This is a genomic window from Pontibacter burrus (genome assembly GCF_010686685.1).
Classification (GTDB): domain Bacteria; phylum Bacteroidota; class Bacteroidia; order Cytophagales; family Hymenobacteraceae; genus Pontibacter; species Pontibacter burrus.
On the sequence record NZ_JAAGWD010000003.1, the window covers coordinates 234,676 to 252,549 of the forward strand.

The 17,874-nt window shown below is 46.4% G+C and carries 18 protein-coding genes; 11 read left to right on the top strand and 7 right to left on the bottom strand.

Going from position 1 to position 17,874, the window contains the following annotated elements:
* Positions 1-120 precede the first annotated feature (120 nt).
* The 4 genes from GXP69_RS08415 (at position 121) to GXP69_RS08425 (ending at position 5,690) form a co-directional block, all read left to right on the top strand.
* Positions 121-2,325: a S9 family peptidase gene (locus GXP69_RS08415; RefSeq protein WP_163914338.1), complete on the top strand. Its 2,205-nt coding sequence runs from the start codon at positions 121-123 to the stop codon at positions 2,323-2,325.
* 63 nt (positions 2,326-2,388) lie between these two features.
* Positions 2,389-2,517, top strand: coding sequence for a hypothetical protein (locus GXP69_RS19190; RefSeq protein ID WP_262887421.1), 129 nt, complete (start codon positions 2,389-2,391; stop codon positions 2,515-2,517).
* A 90-nt stretch (positions 2,518-2,607) separates the two neighbouring features.
* A complete protein-coding gene (locus tag GXP69_RS08420; RefSeq protein WP_163914340.1) occupies positions 2,608-4,917 on the top strand; it encodes a S9 family peptidase in 2,310 nt (769 codons plus the stop codon).
* 209 nt (positions 4,918-5,126) lie between these two features.
* The gene (locus GXP69_RS08425; protein ID WP_163914342.1) at positions 5,127-5,690 is read left to right on the top strand and encodes a DUF4256 domain-containing protein; all 564 of its coding nucleotides are present in this window, start codon (positions 5,127-5,129) and stop codon (positions 5,688-5,690) included.
* Positions 5,691-5,790: 100 nt separating this feature from the next.
* Here GXP69_RS08425 and GXP69_RS08430 read toward each other — a convergent pair whose 3' ends face one another.
* From GXP69_RS08430 to GXP69_RS08445, 4 genes are all read right to left on the bottom strand, one after another.
* Positions 5,791-6,432, bottom strand: a complete 642-nt coding sequence (locus GXP69_RS08430) for a trimeric intracellular cation channel family protein (RefSeq protein ID WP_163914344.1) — start codon at positions 6,430-6,432, stop codon at positions 5,791-5,793.
* Between the two features lie 18 nt (positions 6,433-6,450).
* Positions 6,451-7,716, bottom strand: a complete 1,266-nt coding sequence (locus GXP69_RS08435) for a M20 family metallopeptidase (RefSeq protein WP_163914346.1) — start codon at positions 7,714-7,716, stop codon at positions 6,451-6,453.
* A gap of 36 nt (positions 7,717-7,752) precedes the next feature.
* Positions 7,753-9,219: an MFS transporter gene (locus GXP69_RS08440; protein ID WP_163914348.1), complete on the bottom strand. Its 1,467-nt coding sequence runs from the start codon at positions 9,217-9,219 to the stop codon at positions 7,753-7,755.
* Positions 9,220-9,284: 65 nt separating this feature from the next.
* Positions 9,285-9,956, bottom strand: coding sequence for an NADPH-dependent FMN reductase (locus tag GXP69_RS08445; RefSeq protein WP_163914350.1), 672 nt, complete (start codon positions 9,954-9,956; stop codon positions 9,285-9,287).
* Between the two features lie 643 nt (positions 9,957-10,599).
* On the opposite strand from GXP69_RS08445, the gene GXP69_RS08450 reads away from it, so the two are divergent.
* The 6 genes from GXP69_RS08450 to GXP69_RS19285 are packed head-to-tail and all read left to right on the top strand — an operon-like array spanning position 10,600 to position 14,470.
* On the top strand, positions 10,600-11,136 hold the full coding sequence (locus GXP69_RS08450; RefSeq protein WP_163914352.1) for a YceI family protein: 537 nt from the start codon (positions 10,600-10,602) through the stop codon (positions 11,134-11,136).
* Between the two features lie 55 nt (positions 11,137-11,191).
* Positions 11,192-12,127 (top strand): ring-cleaving dioxygenase, encoded by a 936-nt coding sequence (locus tag GXP69_RS08455; protein ID WP_163914354.1) that lies wholly within the window; start codon positions 11,192-11,194, stop codon positions 12,125-12,127.
* A 40-nt stretch (positions 12,128-12,167) separates the two neighbouring features.
* The gene (locus tag GXP69_RS08460) at positions 12,168-12,527 is read left to right on the top strand and encodes a cupin domain-containing protein (protein ID WP_163914356.1); all 360 of its coding nucleotides are present in this window, start codon (positions 12,168-12,170) and stop codon (positions 12,525-12,527) included.
* Positions 12,528-12,561: 34 nt separating this feature from the next.
* The gene (locus tag GXP69_RS08465; protein ID WP_163914358.1) at positions 12,562-13,197 is read left to right on the top strand and encodes an alpha/beta hydrolase; all 636 of its coding nucleotides are present in this window, start codon (positions 12,562-12,564) and stop codon (positions 13,195-13,197) included.
* 4 nt (positions 13,198-13,201) lie between these two features.
* Entirely contained in the window at positions 13,202-13,498 is a 297-nt protein-coding gene (locus tag GXP69_RS08470; RefSeq protein WP_163914359.1) for a GNAT family N-acetyltransferase, read from the top strand.
* Positions 13,499-13,510: 12 nt separating this feature from the next.
* On the top strand, positions 13,511-14,470 hold the full coding sequence (locus GXP69_RS19285) for an adenylate/guanylate cyclase domain-containing protein (protein WP_163914361.1): 960 nt from the start codon (positions 13,511-13,513) through the stop codon (positions 14,468-14,470).
* A gap of 190 nt (positions 14,471-14,660) precedes the next feature.
* On the opposite strand, the gene GXP69_RS08480 is transcribed toward GXP69_RS19285, so the two are convergent.
* A complete protein-coding gene (locus tag GXP69_RS08480) occupies positions 14,661-14,915 on the bottom strand; it encodes a magnesium citrate secondary transporter (protein ID WP_163914363.1) in 255 nt (84 codons plus the stop codon).
* An 89-nt stretch (positions 14,916-15,004) separates the two neighbouring features.
* On the bottom strand, positions 15,005-15,301 hold the full coding sequence (locus GXP69_RS08485) for a hypothetical protein (RefSeq protein WP_163914365.1): 297 nt from the start codon (positions 15,299-15,301) through the stop codon (positions 15,005-15,007).
* A 156-nt stretch (positions 15,302-15,457) separates the two neighbouring features.
* Between GXP69_RS08485 and GXP69_RS08490 the strand changes: the two genes are divergently transcribed.
* Entirely contained in the window at positions 15,458-16,081 is a 624-nt protein-coding gene (locus tag GXP69_RS08490; protein WP_163914367.1) for a TetR/AcrR family transcriptional regulator, read from the top strand.
* A 42-nt stretch (positions 16,082-16,123) separates the two neighbouring features.
* Here GXP69_RS08490 and GXP69_RS08495 read toward each other — a convergent pair whose 3' ends face one another.
* Complete coding sequence (locus tag GXP69_RS08495; protein WP_163914368.1) at positions 16,124-17,461, bottom strand: hypothetical protein; 1,338 nt, start codon at positions 17,459-17,461, stop codon at positions 16,124-16,126.
* Positions 17,462-17,874 lie beyond the last annotated feature (413 nt).

Below are 17,874 nucleotides of genomic sequence, written 5' to 3' on the forward strand. Positions count from 1 at the left end.
CTAGTTCTGAGCGTTGACAAGCTATTGAGCTATAGTTTGCTGCTGAACTATAATTGGCCAGCGAACATAATCTCATTTTTTTAAGACAACATAATTGCTTCTAACTATAACTACTCTGGTATGTACCAACTAAAACTACGAACCTTTTTGCTGCAGCTGTTGCTGCTTTTCATTTTTACAGTTACCACATTTGCACAGGGCAACCGAAACCGCCAATGGCTGAAAGCTGGTAACGCCTACCTGCAGGCCGAACAAGGGCAACTTATAAAGTATAGTTTACCTGACGGGGCTTCCACTGGTTTCCTGGAGAAAGCAGCCTTGGTGCCAGCCGGTAAAACCGAACCTTTAAGTATCCGCAACTTCGCCTTATCTGCAGATGAAAAGAAAGTGCTGATCTACACCAATACCAAGAAAGTCTGGCGTTACGATACCCGTGGCGATTACTGGGTGTATGACCTTCAGAGCAAAAAGTTAAGCCAGATAGGAGCCGGTAGGCCTGAGTCGTCGCTGATGTTTGCCAAATTCTCGCCTGATGGCAGTAAGGTAGCATACGTTAGCGAACACAATATTTTTGTAGATGACCTGCAGAGCGGAAAGCAAACACAGCTAACTAAAGACGGCACCCGCAAGCTCATTAACGGTACTTTTGACTGGGCTTATGAAGAAGAGTTCTCTGCCCGCGACGGCTTCCGCTGGAGCCCCGACAGCAAACGAATTGCCTACTGGCAGCTGGATGCCACACAGGTAAAAGACTACATCATGTTCGACATGCTGGATGGTGTGTACGCAAAGGTAATTCCGGTAGAGTACCCGGTGGCCGGAGAAGCTCCATCGCCTTATAAAATTGGCGTAGTAGACATAACCGGTGCGGCAACCCGCTGGATGGAAATTCCCGGAGACCCACGCAATACCTATTTGCCCCGAATGGAATGGGCTGCTTCTGCCGACGAACTGATCGTACAGCAGCTGAACCGCAAGCAAAACGAAAGCATACTGTACTTATGCAATGCAGCCAACGGCAAAACCAGACAGATTTACAAAGAACAGGATGATGCCTGGATCGATATCTTGCCTAGCTGGGACAATTCTTATAGTTACGGGGGCTGGGATTGGCTGAATGGTGGCAAGGAATTTTTATGGGCGAGCGAGAAAGACGGCTGGAGGCACCTCTACCGCGTTAGCCGCGACGGTAAGAAAGAGCACCTGATAACCAAAGGGAATTATGATGTGATGGAGATTGCCGGTATCGATGAAAAAGAAGGCTACGTTTACTTTATGGCTTCGCCGGACAACGCTACGCAGCAATACCTTTACCGCACCCGCCTGAATGGAAAAGGCAAAGCAGAACGGCTTACACCGGCCTCACAGCCAGGCACACACAACTATAGTTTATCACCGAATGCAAAGTTTGCACAGCACCGTTTTTCTAACCACTATACCAAGCCGGTAAGCGAGTGGGTAACCTTACCAAACCACAAAGCTGTAAACGGGGAGAGTCCGGTTGAGAAAGTACTGGCAATTTCAAACAAAGCTAACAGCGGTGTAGAGTTCCTCAAGATTAAAACAGCTGAAGGCGTAGAGATGGATGCCTGGATGGCTAAGCCTGCCAACTTCGATGCGAAGAAAAAATACCCGATTGTGTTTTATGTGTACACTGAGCCAGCAGGTCAGACCGTGACCGACACATACGGGACTGGTATGAATTACCTGTACAATGGCGACATGGCTGAAGATGGCTATATCTATGTGTCGGTAGACAACCGGGGTACACCTGCTCCGAAAGGCAGAAGCTGGCGCAAGAGCATTTACCGCAAAGTAGGCCAGCTGAACATTGCCGATCAGGCTGCTGCTGCCCGTGAACTTCTGAAGCTGCCATATGTAGATGCATCGCGTGTAGCGGTGTGGGGCTGGAGTGGTGGCGGTTCCGCCACGCTTAACCTGCTATTCCAGCATCCGGACATCTATAAAACTGGTATATCGGTAGCGGCTGTAGCAAACCAGCTTACTTACGACAACATTTACCAGGAGCGCTACATGGGGCTGCCACAGGAGAATCGTGAAGACTTTGTGAAAGGCTCACCAATTACTTATGCCAAAAACCTGCAGGGCAACCTACTCTATATTCACGGCACCGGCGACGATAATGTGCATTATAACAATGCTGAACAGCTGGTAAATGAGCTGATCAAACACAACAAGCAGTTTCAGTTTATGCCTTACCCGAACCGCTCGCACAGCATCTCGGAAGGGGAAGGAACCGGAGAGCATCTGTCTACCCTGTTCACAAATTACCTGAGACAGTACTGCCCGCCCGGTGGTCGATAAAATTCCTTTATCTACGGGCACAGGCTGTGAGTTACAAACACAACCTGTGCCCGTAAAACTATTTTGCATCAGGCATTTCAGCATTCGCTAATCAGCTATAGTTTGAGACAAACTATAGGCATCAACAGAGAAAATCAGAACTATAGTTTAGTCAATGAGCTGCCTGTTTTCCTGGATTTGATGCTCAGGTAGATCAATATAGTATCAGTAAATGCCAATATCGCAGGTGTATCGCGTGTTTTATAGCTGTAGATTGACCGTACAACTATAACATGATACTCGATGTCCTCTCTTGCCCCAGCAAATAACAGCTTAGTTCCTGTTAAATTCCTGACTCGTTCCGCACTGCTTTTATTTATCGCCTTCCTCTTAATCCCGGACTTTGTACGGGGGCAAGGCTCAAAAGAAGATTACAAAAGAGCCTACGCATTGCCAGAGAAAATTAAAGGCAAAATGTGGTATGCGCCTACTAGTTTTAACTGGCTAGAGAAGGAAGCAAAATTCTGGTACATGCACCAGACGCCGCGCGGGAAAGAGTTTGTACTGGTTGATGCAGATAGAAAAAACCGTAAGCCGCTCTTTCAGCAGGAAAAGCTGGCGAAGTTGCTGCAGTCAGCCTCCGGAAAGCAGGTAGCACCTTATGATCTGCCATTCTCAACTGTTACGGTGCTGCCTGGTGCAAAAGAGGTGGAGTTTGTGTTCGATGGCAAAGTGTGGGGCTACACACTAAGTTCAAATCAATTAAAGGAGAAACGAGCTGCTGAAGTACGCGAGTCAGGTACCTGGAACTGGCGCTTTAACAGCGAAGCCGAAGGAAAATCAGTACGCTCGCCAGACAAGAAATGGGAGGCGCTGACCAAAGGCTACAACGTTTTTATCCGTAGTACAACAAATCCGAAGGAAGAGTACCAGCTAAGTTACGACGGAACAGAAACAGATTACTACTCGGCTAATATTGCCTGGTCTCCGGATTCGAAAAAACTGGCTACCAACAAAGTACGGCCAGGCCGCGAGCACCTGATCTATTTTGTTGAGGCAGCCCCGGCCGACCAACTACAGCCTAAACTCCATTCGCGCAACTATCTGAAGCCAGGCGATGCCGTTCCGCAGCGTAAGCCACAGCTGTTCTTAGTCGATTCCAGAAAGCAGATAGAGGTAGATGCTGCTACTATTACAGACCAGTACCATTTGACAAACCCCGTATGGCGTAAGGATAGCCGTGCTTTTACGGTAGAGTATAATCAGCGTGGGCACCAGGTATATAATGTACTGGAAATAGATGCACAAAACGGTAATGTGCGAAATGTAATCGAAGAAAGCAGCAAGACCTTTATTCACTATAGTGGCAAGTATTTCCGTTATGATGTGGCTGACGGGAAAGAAGTTATCTGGATGTCGGAGCGTGATGGCTGGAACCACTTATACCTGTTCGATGGTGCTACCGGAAAGGTAAAGAACCAGATTACAAAAGGGGAGTGGGTAGTACGCCGTGTAGTGCAGGTGGATGAGGCAAAGCGTAAGATCATTTTTGAAGGCAATGGCCGTGAGGCAGACCAGGACCCGTACCTGGTGCAATACTATAGCATCAATTTTGATGGCAGTGGGTTAACTACACTTACCAGCGAGAATGCGTACCACCGCGGCACTTTCTCTTCAGACTATAAATACTTTGTAGATACTTATTCGAGAGTAGACCTGCCGCCTGTTACTGTGCTGCGAAACACCGCTGATGGCAGTGTATTGATGGAACTGGAAAAGGGGGATGTCACCGAGTTGCTGAAAACAGGCTGGCAAGCACCTGAAGTTTTCTCGGCTAAAGGGCGTGATGGCAAAACAGATATCTGGGGTGTGATCATCCGGCCATCCAACTTCGACCCAACCAAAAAATACCCGGTAATTGAGCACATCTATGCTGGTCCGCATAATTCTTTTGTGCCGAAAACCTATAACCCCGCAGCAAGCCTGATGCACGAGGTTGCCGAACTAGGTTTTATAGTTGTGCAGATAGATGGTATGGGGACCTCGAACCGTTCTAAGGCTTTCCATGATGTAGCCTGGAAAAACTTGAAAGATGCCGGTTTCCTGGATCGTATTCCCTGGATAAAGCATGCTGCTGAAAAGTACACTTACATGGACACCACGCGTGTGGGCATTTTCGGTATGTCGGCTGGCGGACAGAGCTCCATGGGTGCCCTGTTATTCCATCCGGAGTTTTATAAAGTAGCAGTATCCTCAGTAGGTTGCCACGATAACCGCATGGATAAAATATGGTGGAATGAGCAATGGATGGGCAAACTGGGACCACACTATGCAGACTGCTCAAACGTAGTAAATGCGCATAAACTACAAGGTAAGCTGCTGCTGGTTGCAGGCGAACTGGACGATAACGTTGACCCTGCTTCTACAACACAGGTGGTAGATGCACTAATAAAAGCCAATAAAAACTTCGATTACCTGATGGTGCCTGGTATGGCTCACGGCACAGGTGGCGATTTTGGTGAGCGCAAACGCCGCGACTTTTTTGTAAAGCACCTGCTGGGTGTTGACCCACCGGAGTGGGAGAGTATGCAAAACACAGCTGCAGTGCAGTAGACTATAGTTTGGGTTGAGTTGGTTAAGCGCTATAGTTTGTTTGTAGTGATTGCTTGTTTCTTCTGTTAAAAAGGATTTGGGCTGGAGACAGTTTGGCTAAAGGTCGGCTGGCTTTTGTAGTCTTATTTATGCTTATTAATTTAGGGTGCTTCAACTATAGTTTTCTTTTAAACTATAGTTGAAGCACCCTAAATTATACCCTCACAACTATGGGAAATAAGAAAGAACTTTCTGCAGATTTAGCAGCCGAATTACTGGGCGTTTTGAAGCTCCGTTTTGAGAAAAACATGAAGCGGCATCAGGGTTTGGAGTGGTCTGAAGTACAGGCAAGGCTGGAAGCAAATCCGAGTAAACTATGGTCGTTGAACGAAATGGAGAGGACTGGCGGAGAACCGGATGTGATAGGCCTGGACCAGACTACAGGCGAATACCTCTTTTCTGATTGTGCAGCAGAAAGCCCAAAAGGGCGCAGAAGCGTTTGCTACGACCGCGAAGCGCTGGATGCACGCAAGGAACATAAACCTGAAAATAGTGCGCTTGATATGGCCGCAGCCATGGGCATCGAGTTATTATCTGAAGAACAGTACAGGGAATTGCAGCAACTCGGTAATTTCGATATGAAAACGTCGAGTTGGATAAAAACACCTGCAGACATAAGAAAGCTGGGAGGTGCCTTATTCGCTGACTTCCGGTACGGGCACGTTTTTGTGTATCATAACGGGGCACAATCCTACTATGCCGCCCGCGCTTTCCGTGGCCTGCTTAAAGTTTAAATACCTCAACTAGGCTATAGTAGAAGTGATGTGATTGAAACTTGTTTTTTCAATATCCGACAGGTAGATCAGAAATGAAATTGAAGGCTTTTGTGGGGATTTACTCAGTTGAGTCTGTTTTGTTATTCCCAGGTACAGGCAGGTTCCAATGATAGTGCAGGGCTAATATTCGTAGGGTAAAACACACCGATAATGCCACGATAGCTACCCAATCTGTAGATATCCAATCCACGTAATGTCCTGATACAACTATTATTGCCCCGATAAGCGCTGCTAATGCGTATATCTCTTTCTCCAGTATAACAGGAACGCGGTTGAGCAGAATATCGCGGATCACGCCACCGCCTACAGCTGTTGTAATACCTAAGAGCACGGCTACCTCTCCGTTATGGCCATAATGCAACGCTTTTTCGGCACCTGTTACTGCAAATAAGGACAAACCAATGGCATCAAAGAAAAGCACTGGGCGGTTAAGCCGCTGCACAAGCGGGTAGAAGTGAATGGTTAAAGCTGCAGCAATCAGGGCTACTACCAGGTACTGCCAGTTTGTTAAACCAGCGGGGGGAATGGCTCCAATACAAACATCACGGATAATACCGCCGCCGCAGGCAACCACAAATGCGATAGCGCAAATGCCGAATATATCGAGGTTACGTCTTCTGGCGGCTGTCGCACCGCTTATGGCAAAGGCAAACGTACCTGCCAGCTCAAGAAAATAAAACAGCGAATGTAGTTCTTCCATCCTGATAACCCGACCAGGTTATTCGAGCCAGGCTGCGGCAGCTGTCATCATAGCTTGCAGACCGGTTTTTAAGGTCGGGTGTAGTACAGGCGCAAATTTAGGTGAATGATTGCTGGGTATAGCGTTTACCCGGTTATTTATTTTAGCTTCTCTGTATATTTCAGGATCGGTACCTCCAACAAACCAGAAAACATAGGGCGTTTTCCAGTTTCGTCCGAAAATACTGAAGTCTTCGCTCGCAGAAGCAGGCTTGGTTTCAAATGATCTGTCGCCAAACTGAGCGCCAAAAGCAGCAGCCACCCTTGCGGTAGCGTTGGCATCATTTTCTGTTAGTGGGTAACTCACCAGTTCGGTAAACTCAGGCCCTCTTGGCGCATTGGAAGCTTCACATTCCGCACAACAAATCCGTTTAACAGCCGACAGAATATGATCCTTCACTTTATCATTGAACGTGCGGATATTGAGTTTAAGTGTGGCATCCTCCGGAATGATATTTTCTTTGGTGCCGGCCTGCAGCGCGCCTACAGTTAGTACTGCATTTTCAATAGGAGCCACCTCACGCGAGATAATGGTTTGCAGGCGCATGGTGGTAGCGGCCGCCATCACTACCGGATCAATGGAATTGTGCGGCTGAGAGCCGTGCGACCCACGCCCGAATAGCTTTACTTTCAGACTATTACCTGCAGACAAGATAATGCCGCTTTTATACCCCACTGTACCAGCTTCCCCTACCATAACGTGCTGGCCTAAGATGATATCTGGTCTTGGAAAACGATCCACCATGCCATCGTCTATCATACTTTGGGCACCACGTCCTACTTCTTCGCCGGGCTGGAAAACAGCCATCAGCGTACCTTTCCATAGCTCTCTGTGTTCTGAAAACAGCTTGGCAGCCCCCATAAGCCAGGTTACATGCAGGTCGTGTCCGCACACGTGCGATACGCCTACCTCAGTTCCTTCTTCGTCTCTGGCTATTTTGGTGCTTGCATAAGGAAGGCCTGTATCTTCTGTAACAGGTAGTGCATCCATGTCTGCCCGAAGCATGACAACAGGACCGTTCCCATTCTTTAAAATGCCTACCACACCGGTTACCCCAATACCTGTCGAAACTTCAAACTGATGGCTGGCCAGGTAATCTGCTGCGATCTGGGCTGTCCGGAATTCCTGCATTGATAGCTCCGGATTCTGATGAATGTCTTTGTAAATGGCCTCAAGTTCCGGGAGCAGCTGATCTATAAAGCTATCCATTTTATCGTTGAAGGCTTTGATTTGGGGGATCTCCATAACTATAGTCTTGAATCAGATTTGAGTATACTTGTGTTATTCAATTGCTTCTTTTGGCTTGCCTTTCGGTATAGTTGCCATAATGGCGATGATAGCGACCACGATCATGAATACATTAAAAAGGAGCCCCATACCGGCAGCGAATCGTGCAGTTACGTTATCCGTTCTGCCCAGAAAAAGATCTGCCATAGGCGGAATGCCTTCCATCTCGCTCAGGCCGTAGAAGATGGCCGCTGATATGGCAACACCAAACGCAGCGCCCAACGACGAGGCCATTTTATAAATACCGGACGCAGAGCCGGCCTTATTGCCCGGAACGTTACTTAAAGCTGCGTCAGTAGAAGGAGTGGCATAAAAGCCAAGTCCAATGCCAAACAAGGTAAAGCCTATAAAGGAAGCGATGATGTATTGCCCGGCCAGCAAAAAGGTAAGGCTTGTGAGCAAAATACCTACACCTGTTATAAAACAGCCCATCAGCATCGGTTTTCTGGGGCCCATTTTCTGCAGGAGTTTTTCACCTACACGTATGGTGCTCAGTACCGCTACCAGATAACCAACCGTAACCAGACCGGATTCTAACGAAGACAGGCCGGCTTCAGCCTGTACGAGTGCCAGCGATACCAGTAAGGTTCCGGCAGCACCGTTGAGCAGGAAATTGGAAAGCGTTGCACCTGAGAATGTCTGGTTGTTAAAAAGCGACAGGTCAACAAATCCGTTTTCACTGCGTTTTTCGATCCTTATAAAGATGATGGCAGCAATAACAAAGATGGCAATGCCGACAAGTACGGCAGGGCTCACCCAGCCAAGGCTGGCACCTTGACCGATAACGATGTTAATGGCCAGCATAGCGATAATAAAAGTGATGAGTCCAGACCAGTCAAATGACTTATGCTCTGTCTCTGTTGATTTGCTTTCCGGGGTGCCTCTGATCAGTAAATAGCTTATAACTGCTACAACTATAGACATTACAAAAATCCAGCGCCAACCCATAGTAGAGGCTACTAAACCCCCGAATAAGGAGCAGAGGCCTGAGCCGCCCCACGAGCCGATGGACCAGAAACTAAGTGCCCGCTGCCTTGCTTTTCCTTCGTAATAAGCTTTCATAAGGGCCAGCGTAGCAGGCATAATGCATGCTGCCGATAGCCCCTGCAGAATGCGGCCAGCCAAAAGAAACACTGCAGTGCCTGAAGGGGAAATTACGATCAGAAAAGAGCCGATGATGTTAAGTAACAAGCCAACGTACGTCAGTTTAACCCGACCCACCCGGTCAGCTAAGCCACCTGCTACAACTATAAAAATACCGGAGAAAAGTGCTGTAATACTAACGGCAAGGTTGTTCAGGTTGTGACTGATGTTCAGGTCTTCCTGCATTGCCGGTGCAATGTTCAGGGTTGTTTGTGCAAAGAGCCAGAAGGTAATAACAGCTAAAACAATACCTAGTATAAGCTTGTCGGTGCCCTGGTAGTTTGCAGTAGTGGCCTGGGTTTGATGAATAGAAGCCATACGTACAAGTTTGTTTACTACTTAAACGTAAATGGCTTTAAAACAATAGCGTAAAAGGCAATTTATTATTCGATCAATTCTACTCGTTCTGTCGCTTTGTCTGTTTTTTCTCCCAAAAACTCTACCCAGGCTTTTTTGATGCAAGGATAGTGTTTGGATGCTTCTACCAGGTTCATGAATCCAACTATGTTGTCTTCAAATCTTTTGGCCAGGGTTTCATCTTTTATATTCCCTTTTTCATCGAGGGCCTGATGCGCTGATGCCAACGAAAACATATCCGGGTAAACTCGTGTACCAAGGTGCTCCAGCGGAATTCTCAACGACCAAAGTCCACGGTTACCGCCTGCCATAGAAGGGGATGCAGACATTAGAAGGGCATGGTGCTGGTTAAATGGTTGCGGACGAAAACGGGAAGTCCAGTCGATCAGGTTCTTGATTACTCCAGGCATGGAGCCGTTATATTCCGGTGAAGCGATGATGAAAGCATCGTTTGCCAGTATGCGTTTCTTAAAGGCCTCAGCCCCTTCGGGATGGTAGTTATCTACTTCCAGGTCCTGGTTAAAGCTGGGGCAATCAAACTCTTCCATACTGGCAAATTCTACTGCTCCGCCATTCTTCCGGATCACTTCTGCCGCCAGGCTGGCCAGTCGCGTGTTGAGCGAGTCCTTTCTCAGGGAAGCTGAAAAAACAAGAAAGCTGGTATGGCCTTGCTTATTCTGGGTATGCTGTTCTTCCATCAGATATCTATTATTAAGGTTGCTTACATAGCTATACGGTAGCAGTACGCAGAACGGGCAAAGGCTACAGTTTATAGTTGTGATGACCACCAATACTTCTGTTTGAAAAGATAGCGAGAGGCTATGCATTAGGTGCACACCGCTCAGAACTATAGCACTACTGATAACTTCTCCTGAAGTGAGGAGGAACTGTTAAAGCAAGAAACTATAGTTCTGGATTTGATGAAATGAGCAATCTTATAGTTTACGCCAGCACTATTACTTATAGAATCTGTTGGCGAATTAGCTGTTGCGGGACTTTCGGTAAAGAAGCAAAGCCAGCTATAGTACGTTCAGAAGCTCTTATTAAACTATAGCTTGTCGTAACCAATTAACTGCTCTGCAATCTAAAATTATATGCCAGTTGAAGTAACTGTTAATGAAACGGCCAATTACTGAAGTTGATGCTTTTAAGCTAAATAGTTTGCAGCGAGTTGATTATAAGGGAATAGTGAGGGCTGATTTCAGCAAGTGCTTTAGGTAGTTGAACAAATGCTGAAACATTTCCGTTAATTATATGTATATACATTAAATGTATGTACAGTAAATTTGAAAACGATTTGCTGAACAAGATAATAATAACAACTATAACCAGAAAATAACCATGAAAGCTATAAAATGGGTAGCAGACCCGATGCACAGTGAAGTACAATTTAAGGTAAAACACCTGATGATCACGACAGTAACAGGATACTTTAAAAACTTTAATATAGAAGCAGTCACATCAGATGATGCATTCACGAGAGCTGAGCGCATTGTTTTTACCGCCGATGTAAACTCCATCAGTACAAACAATGAGCAACGCGATGCGCACCTGAAGTCGGCAGACTTTTTTGATGGCGAGAAGCATAAAGAAATACGTTTCGAAGCCAAAAGTTATGAGAATGTAGGAGGCGACGACTATTTATTACACGGCGACCTGACCATACGGGATGTGACCAGGCCGGTAACAGTGGGAGTAGAGCTTGGCGGTATAGTTGTAGACCCTTACGGACAGACAAAAGCCGGTTTTACAGTAGATGGCAAACTGAGCCGTAAAGATTTTGGCCTCACCTGGAATGCCGTAACCGAAGCCGGAAGCGTAGTAGTAAGTGACGAGATCAGGTTGCAGGCTGAAGTACAGCTTGTAAAGCAGTTATAAGCTAAGGAGCCCTGTTTAAATACTTTAATTCAATAATCATTATCATAAGAAAATCATGGAAACTAAGATATCAGGACTGCACCACATCACAGCTATTGCCGGAATGGCCAAGCAAAATCTGGATTTTTATACCAAAGTGTTGGGGCTTCGCTTACTCAAAAAAACGGTAAACTTTGATGACCCGGGCACTTATCATTTCTATTTCGGGGATGAGAAAGGCAGCGCCGGCACCATCCTTACATTCTTCCCGCACGAAGGTGCACGTAGGGGCAGTGCTGGCACCGGCACGGCTACCAATATTGCCTACGCCGTACCGGAAGGCAGCTTCGATTTCTGGATCGACCGTTTCGAAAAGCACAACGTGATCTACAACAAACCATCCGAAAAGTTTGGCGAAAAGTATCTGACCTTCCTCGATCCGGACGGATTGAAGCTGGAACTGGTGATTCCGAAAAACACTGATAACCGCAAGCCTTGGGAAACCGATGAAGTGAAAGCAGCTGTGGCTACCAAAGGCTTCCACGGTGTAACACTGACACTTCAGAATAAGGAGAAGACAGCCAGGATTCTGACTGATATTTTCGGCTATAGTTTCGAGGAGCAGAGCGGCAATCGCTATCGCTATACAACGGATGCGGTGGATACAGCCAACATCATTGACCTGGTAGAACTGCCGAACGAGGCGCGCGGCATTGGCGGAGCTGGTACCAATCACCACATCGCTTTCCGGGTGAAGAACGAAGACGAGCTGATGCAGTTCCATGACAAGATTGCCGGCCTTGGCTATAACATTACCAATAAGATAGACCGCAATTATTTCTATTCGCTTTACTTCCGGGAGCCGGGTGGCGTGCTGTTCGAGATCGCTACCGATAATCCGGGCTTTGGCATTGATGAGCCATGGGATAAACTTGGAAGTGCTCTACTGTTGCCGCCACAATACGAGGCACGCAGAGCCGAGATTGAAGCCGTGCTACCTAAAGTTGACTGAACCTGAAACTATAGTTTCATCATCATTAAATACGAGGACTATGGACGCTTACGCCATCACAAGAATATACGCCGACGAGAACGGTGACAGTCGCTTCGAGGATATCTCGAGGCAGCTGGAATCGGAAGGTGAGATAGGTTTTTTGTCGGAGCCCGAAGAGGTTGAAAGTATTATTTTCCGGAAGGTAAAGCCTACGTACGACTACGATTATCATAATGCTCCGGAAAGACAATACCTTTTTCTGTTGGATGGTGGCGTTGAGATTGAAACCTCGTTAGGCGAAAAGCGGCAATTTGAAACCGGGGAGGTGCTGCTGCTGGAGGATACAACCGGCAAAGGACATAAAACCCGTAACCTGAAGCCCGAAACGCGCAGCTCCGTTTTCGTGACACTTAAGTGAGGCACCATTGCCAAAGCTTATAAATGAAAGTAATATGTATACACATAAGAATAACGTGATAACGCAAGGCAAGCCCTTGTCTGAAACTGGTAAAGCCTTAATACTGGTACATGGCCGTGGGGCTACTGCCCAAAGTATACTTGACCTGGCTAATTATCTGCCGGTACAGGACTTTACACTATATGCTCCGCAGGCTACTAATAACAGCTGGTATCCGTATAGTTTTATGGCACCCGAAGAACAGAACCAGCCTGCGCTGGATTCCGCTTTAGCTTTATTAGACGAAGTAGTCAAAAGTACATTGAGCCAGGGAGTTAAGAGCGAAGATGTATACTTAGGCGGTTTCTCGCAGGGGGCTTGTCTTACCTCAGAGTACGCTACCCGAAATGCCAGAAAGTATGGTGGCCTGTTGCTCTTTACTGGTGGCCTGGTCGGGCAGCAGTTGGTTGCGGACCGGTATAAAGGTGACTTTGCAGGCACTCCAGTGCTCATCAGCACCGGCGACCCGGACCCGCATGTGCCCGTAAGCAGAGTAGATGAAACAGCAGAGTTGATGGAAAAACTGGGCGCTATAGTTACCAAAAAGATCTATCCCGGCCGGCCACACACTATCCTGCAGGAAGAGCTGGACCTGGCCGGGAAAATTCTGTCATCAGCTGATAAAGGATAAGCACATGGATATTGAAGTAAAGGATAATCCGGCCCAAAGCAGGTTTGAGACAACTATAGATGGGCATACCGCCATGATCGAGTATAAACTACAGCCTGGTGTTATAACTGTTTTACATACCGAGGTGCCGAAAGAACTGGAAGGCCGCGGCATCGCCGGCACCATGACAAAATTTGCGCTGGAACATATCCGTGCCAAGGGGTTAGCGCTAATTCCCTTATGTCCTTATATGCGCGCCTATCTCAAGAAGCATCCCGAGTATAATGACCTGGTAAGAGACGGAACTGTTAAGAATGTATAAACTATACGCACTGTGCTTTACCACATAGATTTTAAAGGCGAAAAAGTGGTTCCTGTCGGTGAGGGGCAGACTATATTGCAGGCATCACTGGCAGCCGGTATTCCGCACTATCATGCATGTGGAGGTAAAGGACAATGCACAACTTGCCGGGTATTGGTACTGCAAGGACAGGAACAGATAACTCCGCCTACCAGCTATGAGCGTGTTATTAAAAATGTAAAGAAGTTTCCGGATAACGTACGGCTAGCCTGCCAGTCTAAGGTGAATGGGGAAGGGGTAAAAGTACAGCGACTGATACGGGATGAAACTGACCGCTACATTTTTATTAATGACTCAGAAGCCAGCACAACGCGGGTAATGGGCGAGCGGCGCAAGCTGGCACTTTTCTTTATCGATATCCGCAACTTTACACCGTTTATCGAAGCAAATTTACCTTTCGATGTAATACATATCATGCGCAGGATTTTTGCAATCTTCCGGAATGCAATTACCCAATATAACGGCGAAATTATAGAAACTGCCGGCGACGGACTTTATGCCGTATTCGGACTTAACAGCAAAATCAAACAGGCTACCGAGTCGGCAGTGCTGGCTGGCTTAAAAATACTTTCTGACCTGAGAATCTTTAACAATACCTACATGCGCCCTTATTTTAACCACACTTTTGAGGTTGGGATAGGCGTGCATGTGGGTAAAGTAATTGTTGGTAACGTAGGCATTGGCTTAAGCAATAACATGACAGTAATGGGATATCCGGTAAACGTAGCAGCCAGGCTTCAGGCAGCTACCAGAGAACTGGATAATAGTTTTGTGATCTCTGATCTGGCTTACCGACTTCTTAAAAATCCACCTTATTCTATGGGCTGTGGTTATCTTACCCTGAAAGGTGTGAGTAATGCCTACGAAGTAAAACTGATCGGTAAACCTTATGAGACAAAACAGGCAACTATAATTACAGAATCCGGCTCATAGTATAAGTATCGTTAAAATAATAAAGTCAGCTGTTTATAGTTTTACAGTGAGCTTTAACTTGATCAGCAACTATAGTTCAAGGTCTTAAACTATAGCTGAAATTACCAGTCTACATACAATATTATGAATTGCTTAGATGCTTAAAAACGGTTCAAAGATAGGTGTTTCGTAAATGCTATTGGGGCCTCTCTTACTTATTCAGAAACCTGTAAAAAATAACACCGCCTGTTGCGTAGAGCACAGCATCCAGGAAGTCACCGGTATAGCGGGGCATAAATTGGGGGAAGAAAACCTCGAATGCCAGCGAAAAATACAGCACCGTAAAAGCTACGTGATAGGAGGAGAGACGAACCCGTTGGCCGTAGAAGAACCGTAGTACAAATAAGGTGGCCGTGAGCACCAGCGGCAGGCAAAGTAAATCGTCCAGGTAGTGTTGTACCCACAAGGGCCGGGGTAAAGCCAGCCAACGCCAGCCACAATGACCCATGTACACCACAGCCAGCGCCCAGAATAGTGGACTAAGGGTGTTCCAACTTAGCCGGCCAGCAAAGCGATCAACCACAGAATAAAAGAGATAATGGACACAAAGGCGACCTGAAACCCCAGCCCTATTCGTTTGAAGAACTTGATAATCCAATGGTCATCAGGATTAATCTGTATGAATTCCATAGAGAAACGCCCACTATCTTCTTTACTTCGTTCTTCCCGCGCCTGCTGGCGTGCAAGAGCTACCGGATCAAGTATACTTTGGCAATGCTCGCAGCGATCGGCCGGGTTTTGGGTCCAGCGGGACCATTGACCACAGTTAGGACATTTTCTACTAGCGTTCATAGAGATTCAGATAAAGCTTTTCCGCCTCAGTAGTTACTGAGATTTGGGAGAAAGTCAGTAATGTATATAACTAGGATTGAAGAAATTAATTTCCTCGCTCAGCTGAGCTAATGCAAAGATAAGAACTTTTTTGTAATTTAGCTCCAAAGAGCTAAAATGAAAGAAAAGATTATCAGCCAGGCAGTCGAAGTCTTTAATAGAAAAGGCATCAGCAAGACTACGCTCCGTGATATTGCCCGTGAATTAGCAATAAGCGATGGGCATTTGCGGTATTACTATAAGACCAAGGAAGATCTGGTGCTGGCTATTTTCTCCGAAATGGAGATGGAGATTGCTGCCTTTGCAACCGGAGCCGCCAGCAACGTGATAGATGCGCAGGCACTGGCAGCACCCCTGATGGGTATTTACAGAGTCATGTACCGATATGTCTTCTTTTTTGTGGAGTCAGCAGCTATACTCGAGACATTTCCCAAAGTATACGCGGCATATGAAATGCTTTTTCAAAACAGAAAAGAACTGTTTCTGGCCATTTTTGAGGAATATAAACGGAACGGTGTTTTTGAAGATAGGATAGAAGCTCACTTGTTTCCGTTGTTGTTTGAACAGGTGTTTATAGTATCCGACAGTTGGCTGAGGTATGCGCGCCTCCCGCAGAACGGGCACCTTACCCAGGAGGAACAGATACGGCATTATGTTTCGGTAACGGTAGCCTTACTTTTACCATATTTCAATACACGCTTACGCGATGAGGTAACCGCCTGGCTGAAGCAAAACAGCTAAAACTATAGCATGCGTAAAGTGCATAACTTTTCGTACAGCTTTCTACAGTGATTTTAAGTATTCTTCCAGGTTCTGTTTTTCTGAGGTAGTTAAACGCAGCGCTAAATGGTCGTCGTAGTGGTTGATGACATCACTCAAAGTTTCAAATCTTCCATCGTGGTAATAGCCTCCTTTTGCTCTTGTAAATAAACCTCCCAAAGGCGTGGTTCGGTATTTACCGGTTGGTGAGCGCATTGCTTCAAAATCATCAATGCCTATCTCATCAGCAGCGTGCAGCACGTTGTCGGCCAGTAGCGGCGGGGTATGGCAGGTAGCACATTTAGCTTTTGTTAGGAAGAGTGCCTTGCCTTTACCTGCTTTCATGGGATCAAAGCTGCCACGGGGAGGCTTGGGCGCATCAAGCGAATGCTGGTAAGCACGTAGCGCAGGCAATTTTGAAGTGATCAGGTCAGGGCTATTTATCACATTGTAAAACTGGTTTTCGAAGGCTATCGGGTATTTGACCGGGTCGTTTAAGCGTGGGTCTGAAAAGTTGCCTTTTCCGTGCATTTCAAGGTTGGCTACAAAGGCATTCCAATACGTGATGTCGCCCCAACCTGTGTACGTTGTCAAATCTATACCTTTAAGTCCGAAGGCAGCAGGAAGTAAGTTGGCAGCTACTTTTCCGTCTGGGCGCAGAGCTTTGCCATCCATAAACAACACTGCCGCAAACTTGCCCGGCCCCCACATGCTTAACACCGATCGCAGTGTTCCTTCGAATACATGCAGCATGTCCGCTATTGGTTGGGCATTATCGGTCAGGGAGATAATGGTGCCCACATTCAGGTCCCTGTTAGGCCAGCCATCCAGTCGTTTACCAATTCCTGGCGCAAAAGAGTTATCAACAGTTGAGTGACAGACTGCACAGGTAATGCCAACAGAAAGTATATTTCCGCCATCATCCAGTACTCCTTTAACGCCAACTACAACATCCAGCTTTATGAGTTCAAGGGTTGTAGCTGGATCATTAAGGTCGATTGCACCAGACTGTATGCCTGCCACTACTGCTGAGGGCAGCACTTCAGCATCTACTTTTAAACCAACGGCCAGCGCAGTAGCAGGACTTACACCCGGACCAAAGCCCCCGTTTTTGGCACCAGCTATTGCCTTATCGATATGTAAAAGGCCACTCCAGAATTCCTCACTTCCAAAAGAGTCATACCGGAAGATATGTTTTCCTTCTTCAACCAGAGATTTGTGTTTCCCATTGCCCTTGTTTTGCTCCAGGATCTTAGCCGAAGCAGGATCCTCTTCGTCCAGGTCTTTAGAGCACTGTACAAATGTTACAACAGCAGTGAATATGACCGAGGCCAGCATCAGCGCTCTTTTTTTGTATTTCATAGATGTAGAGTTAAGTGTTTGTGATCTTGTGAAGTGGGGATGCATTGTTTGCTTGCCGACAGGCCTCCAGGGCCTGTAACTATAGTTGTCTTTTCTTGCGCTTAATTCTGTATCAGTTCACTTTTTTCTCCCCATCGCATTTTACTTATATTATAGCCACATCACGTTTTCTAATTGAAATACAATTTTTACAGATTTACTTGTGGAGGTTTAAGCTTAGATGAGCATTAATTTGAACCGTTACATTCTTTTGCAGGAAAATTTATACAAGCTCAATTTAGTTAGAACAGATGATATTGACTGACCATCAAGGGCTATATGATTTGCCTGTGGATTGTGAGATTTTTGTAGCCGTATTGCTTATAAAGTTGATTGTGAAAGCCCTATAATATTGATTTGGTACCGCTACTTAT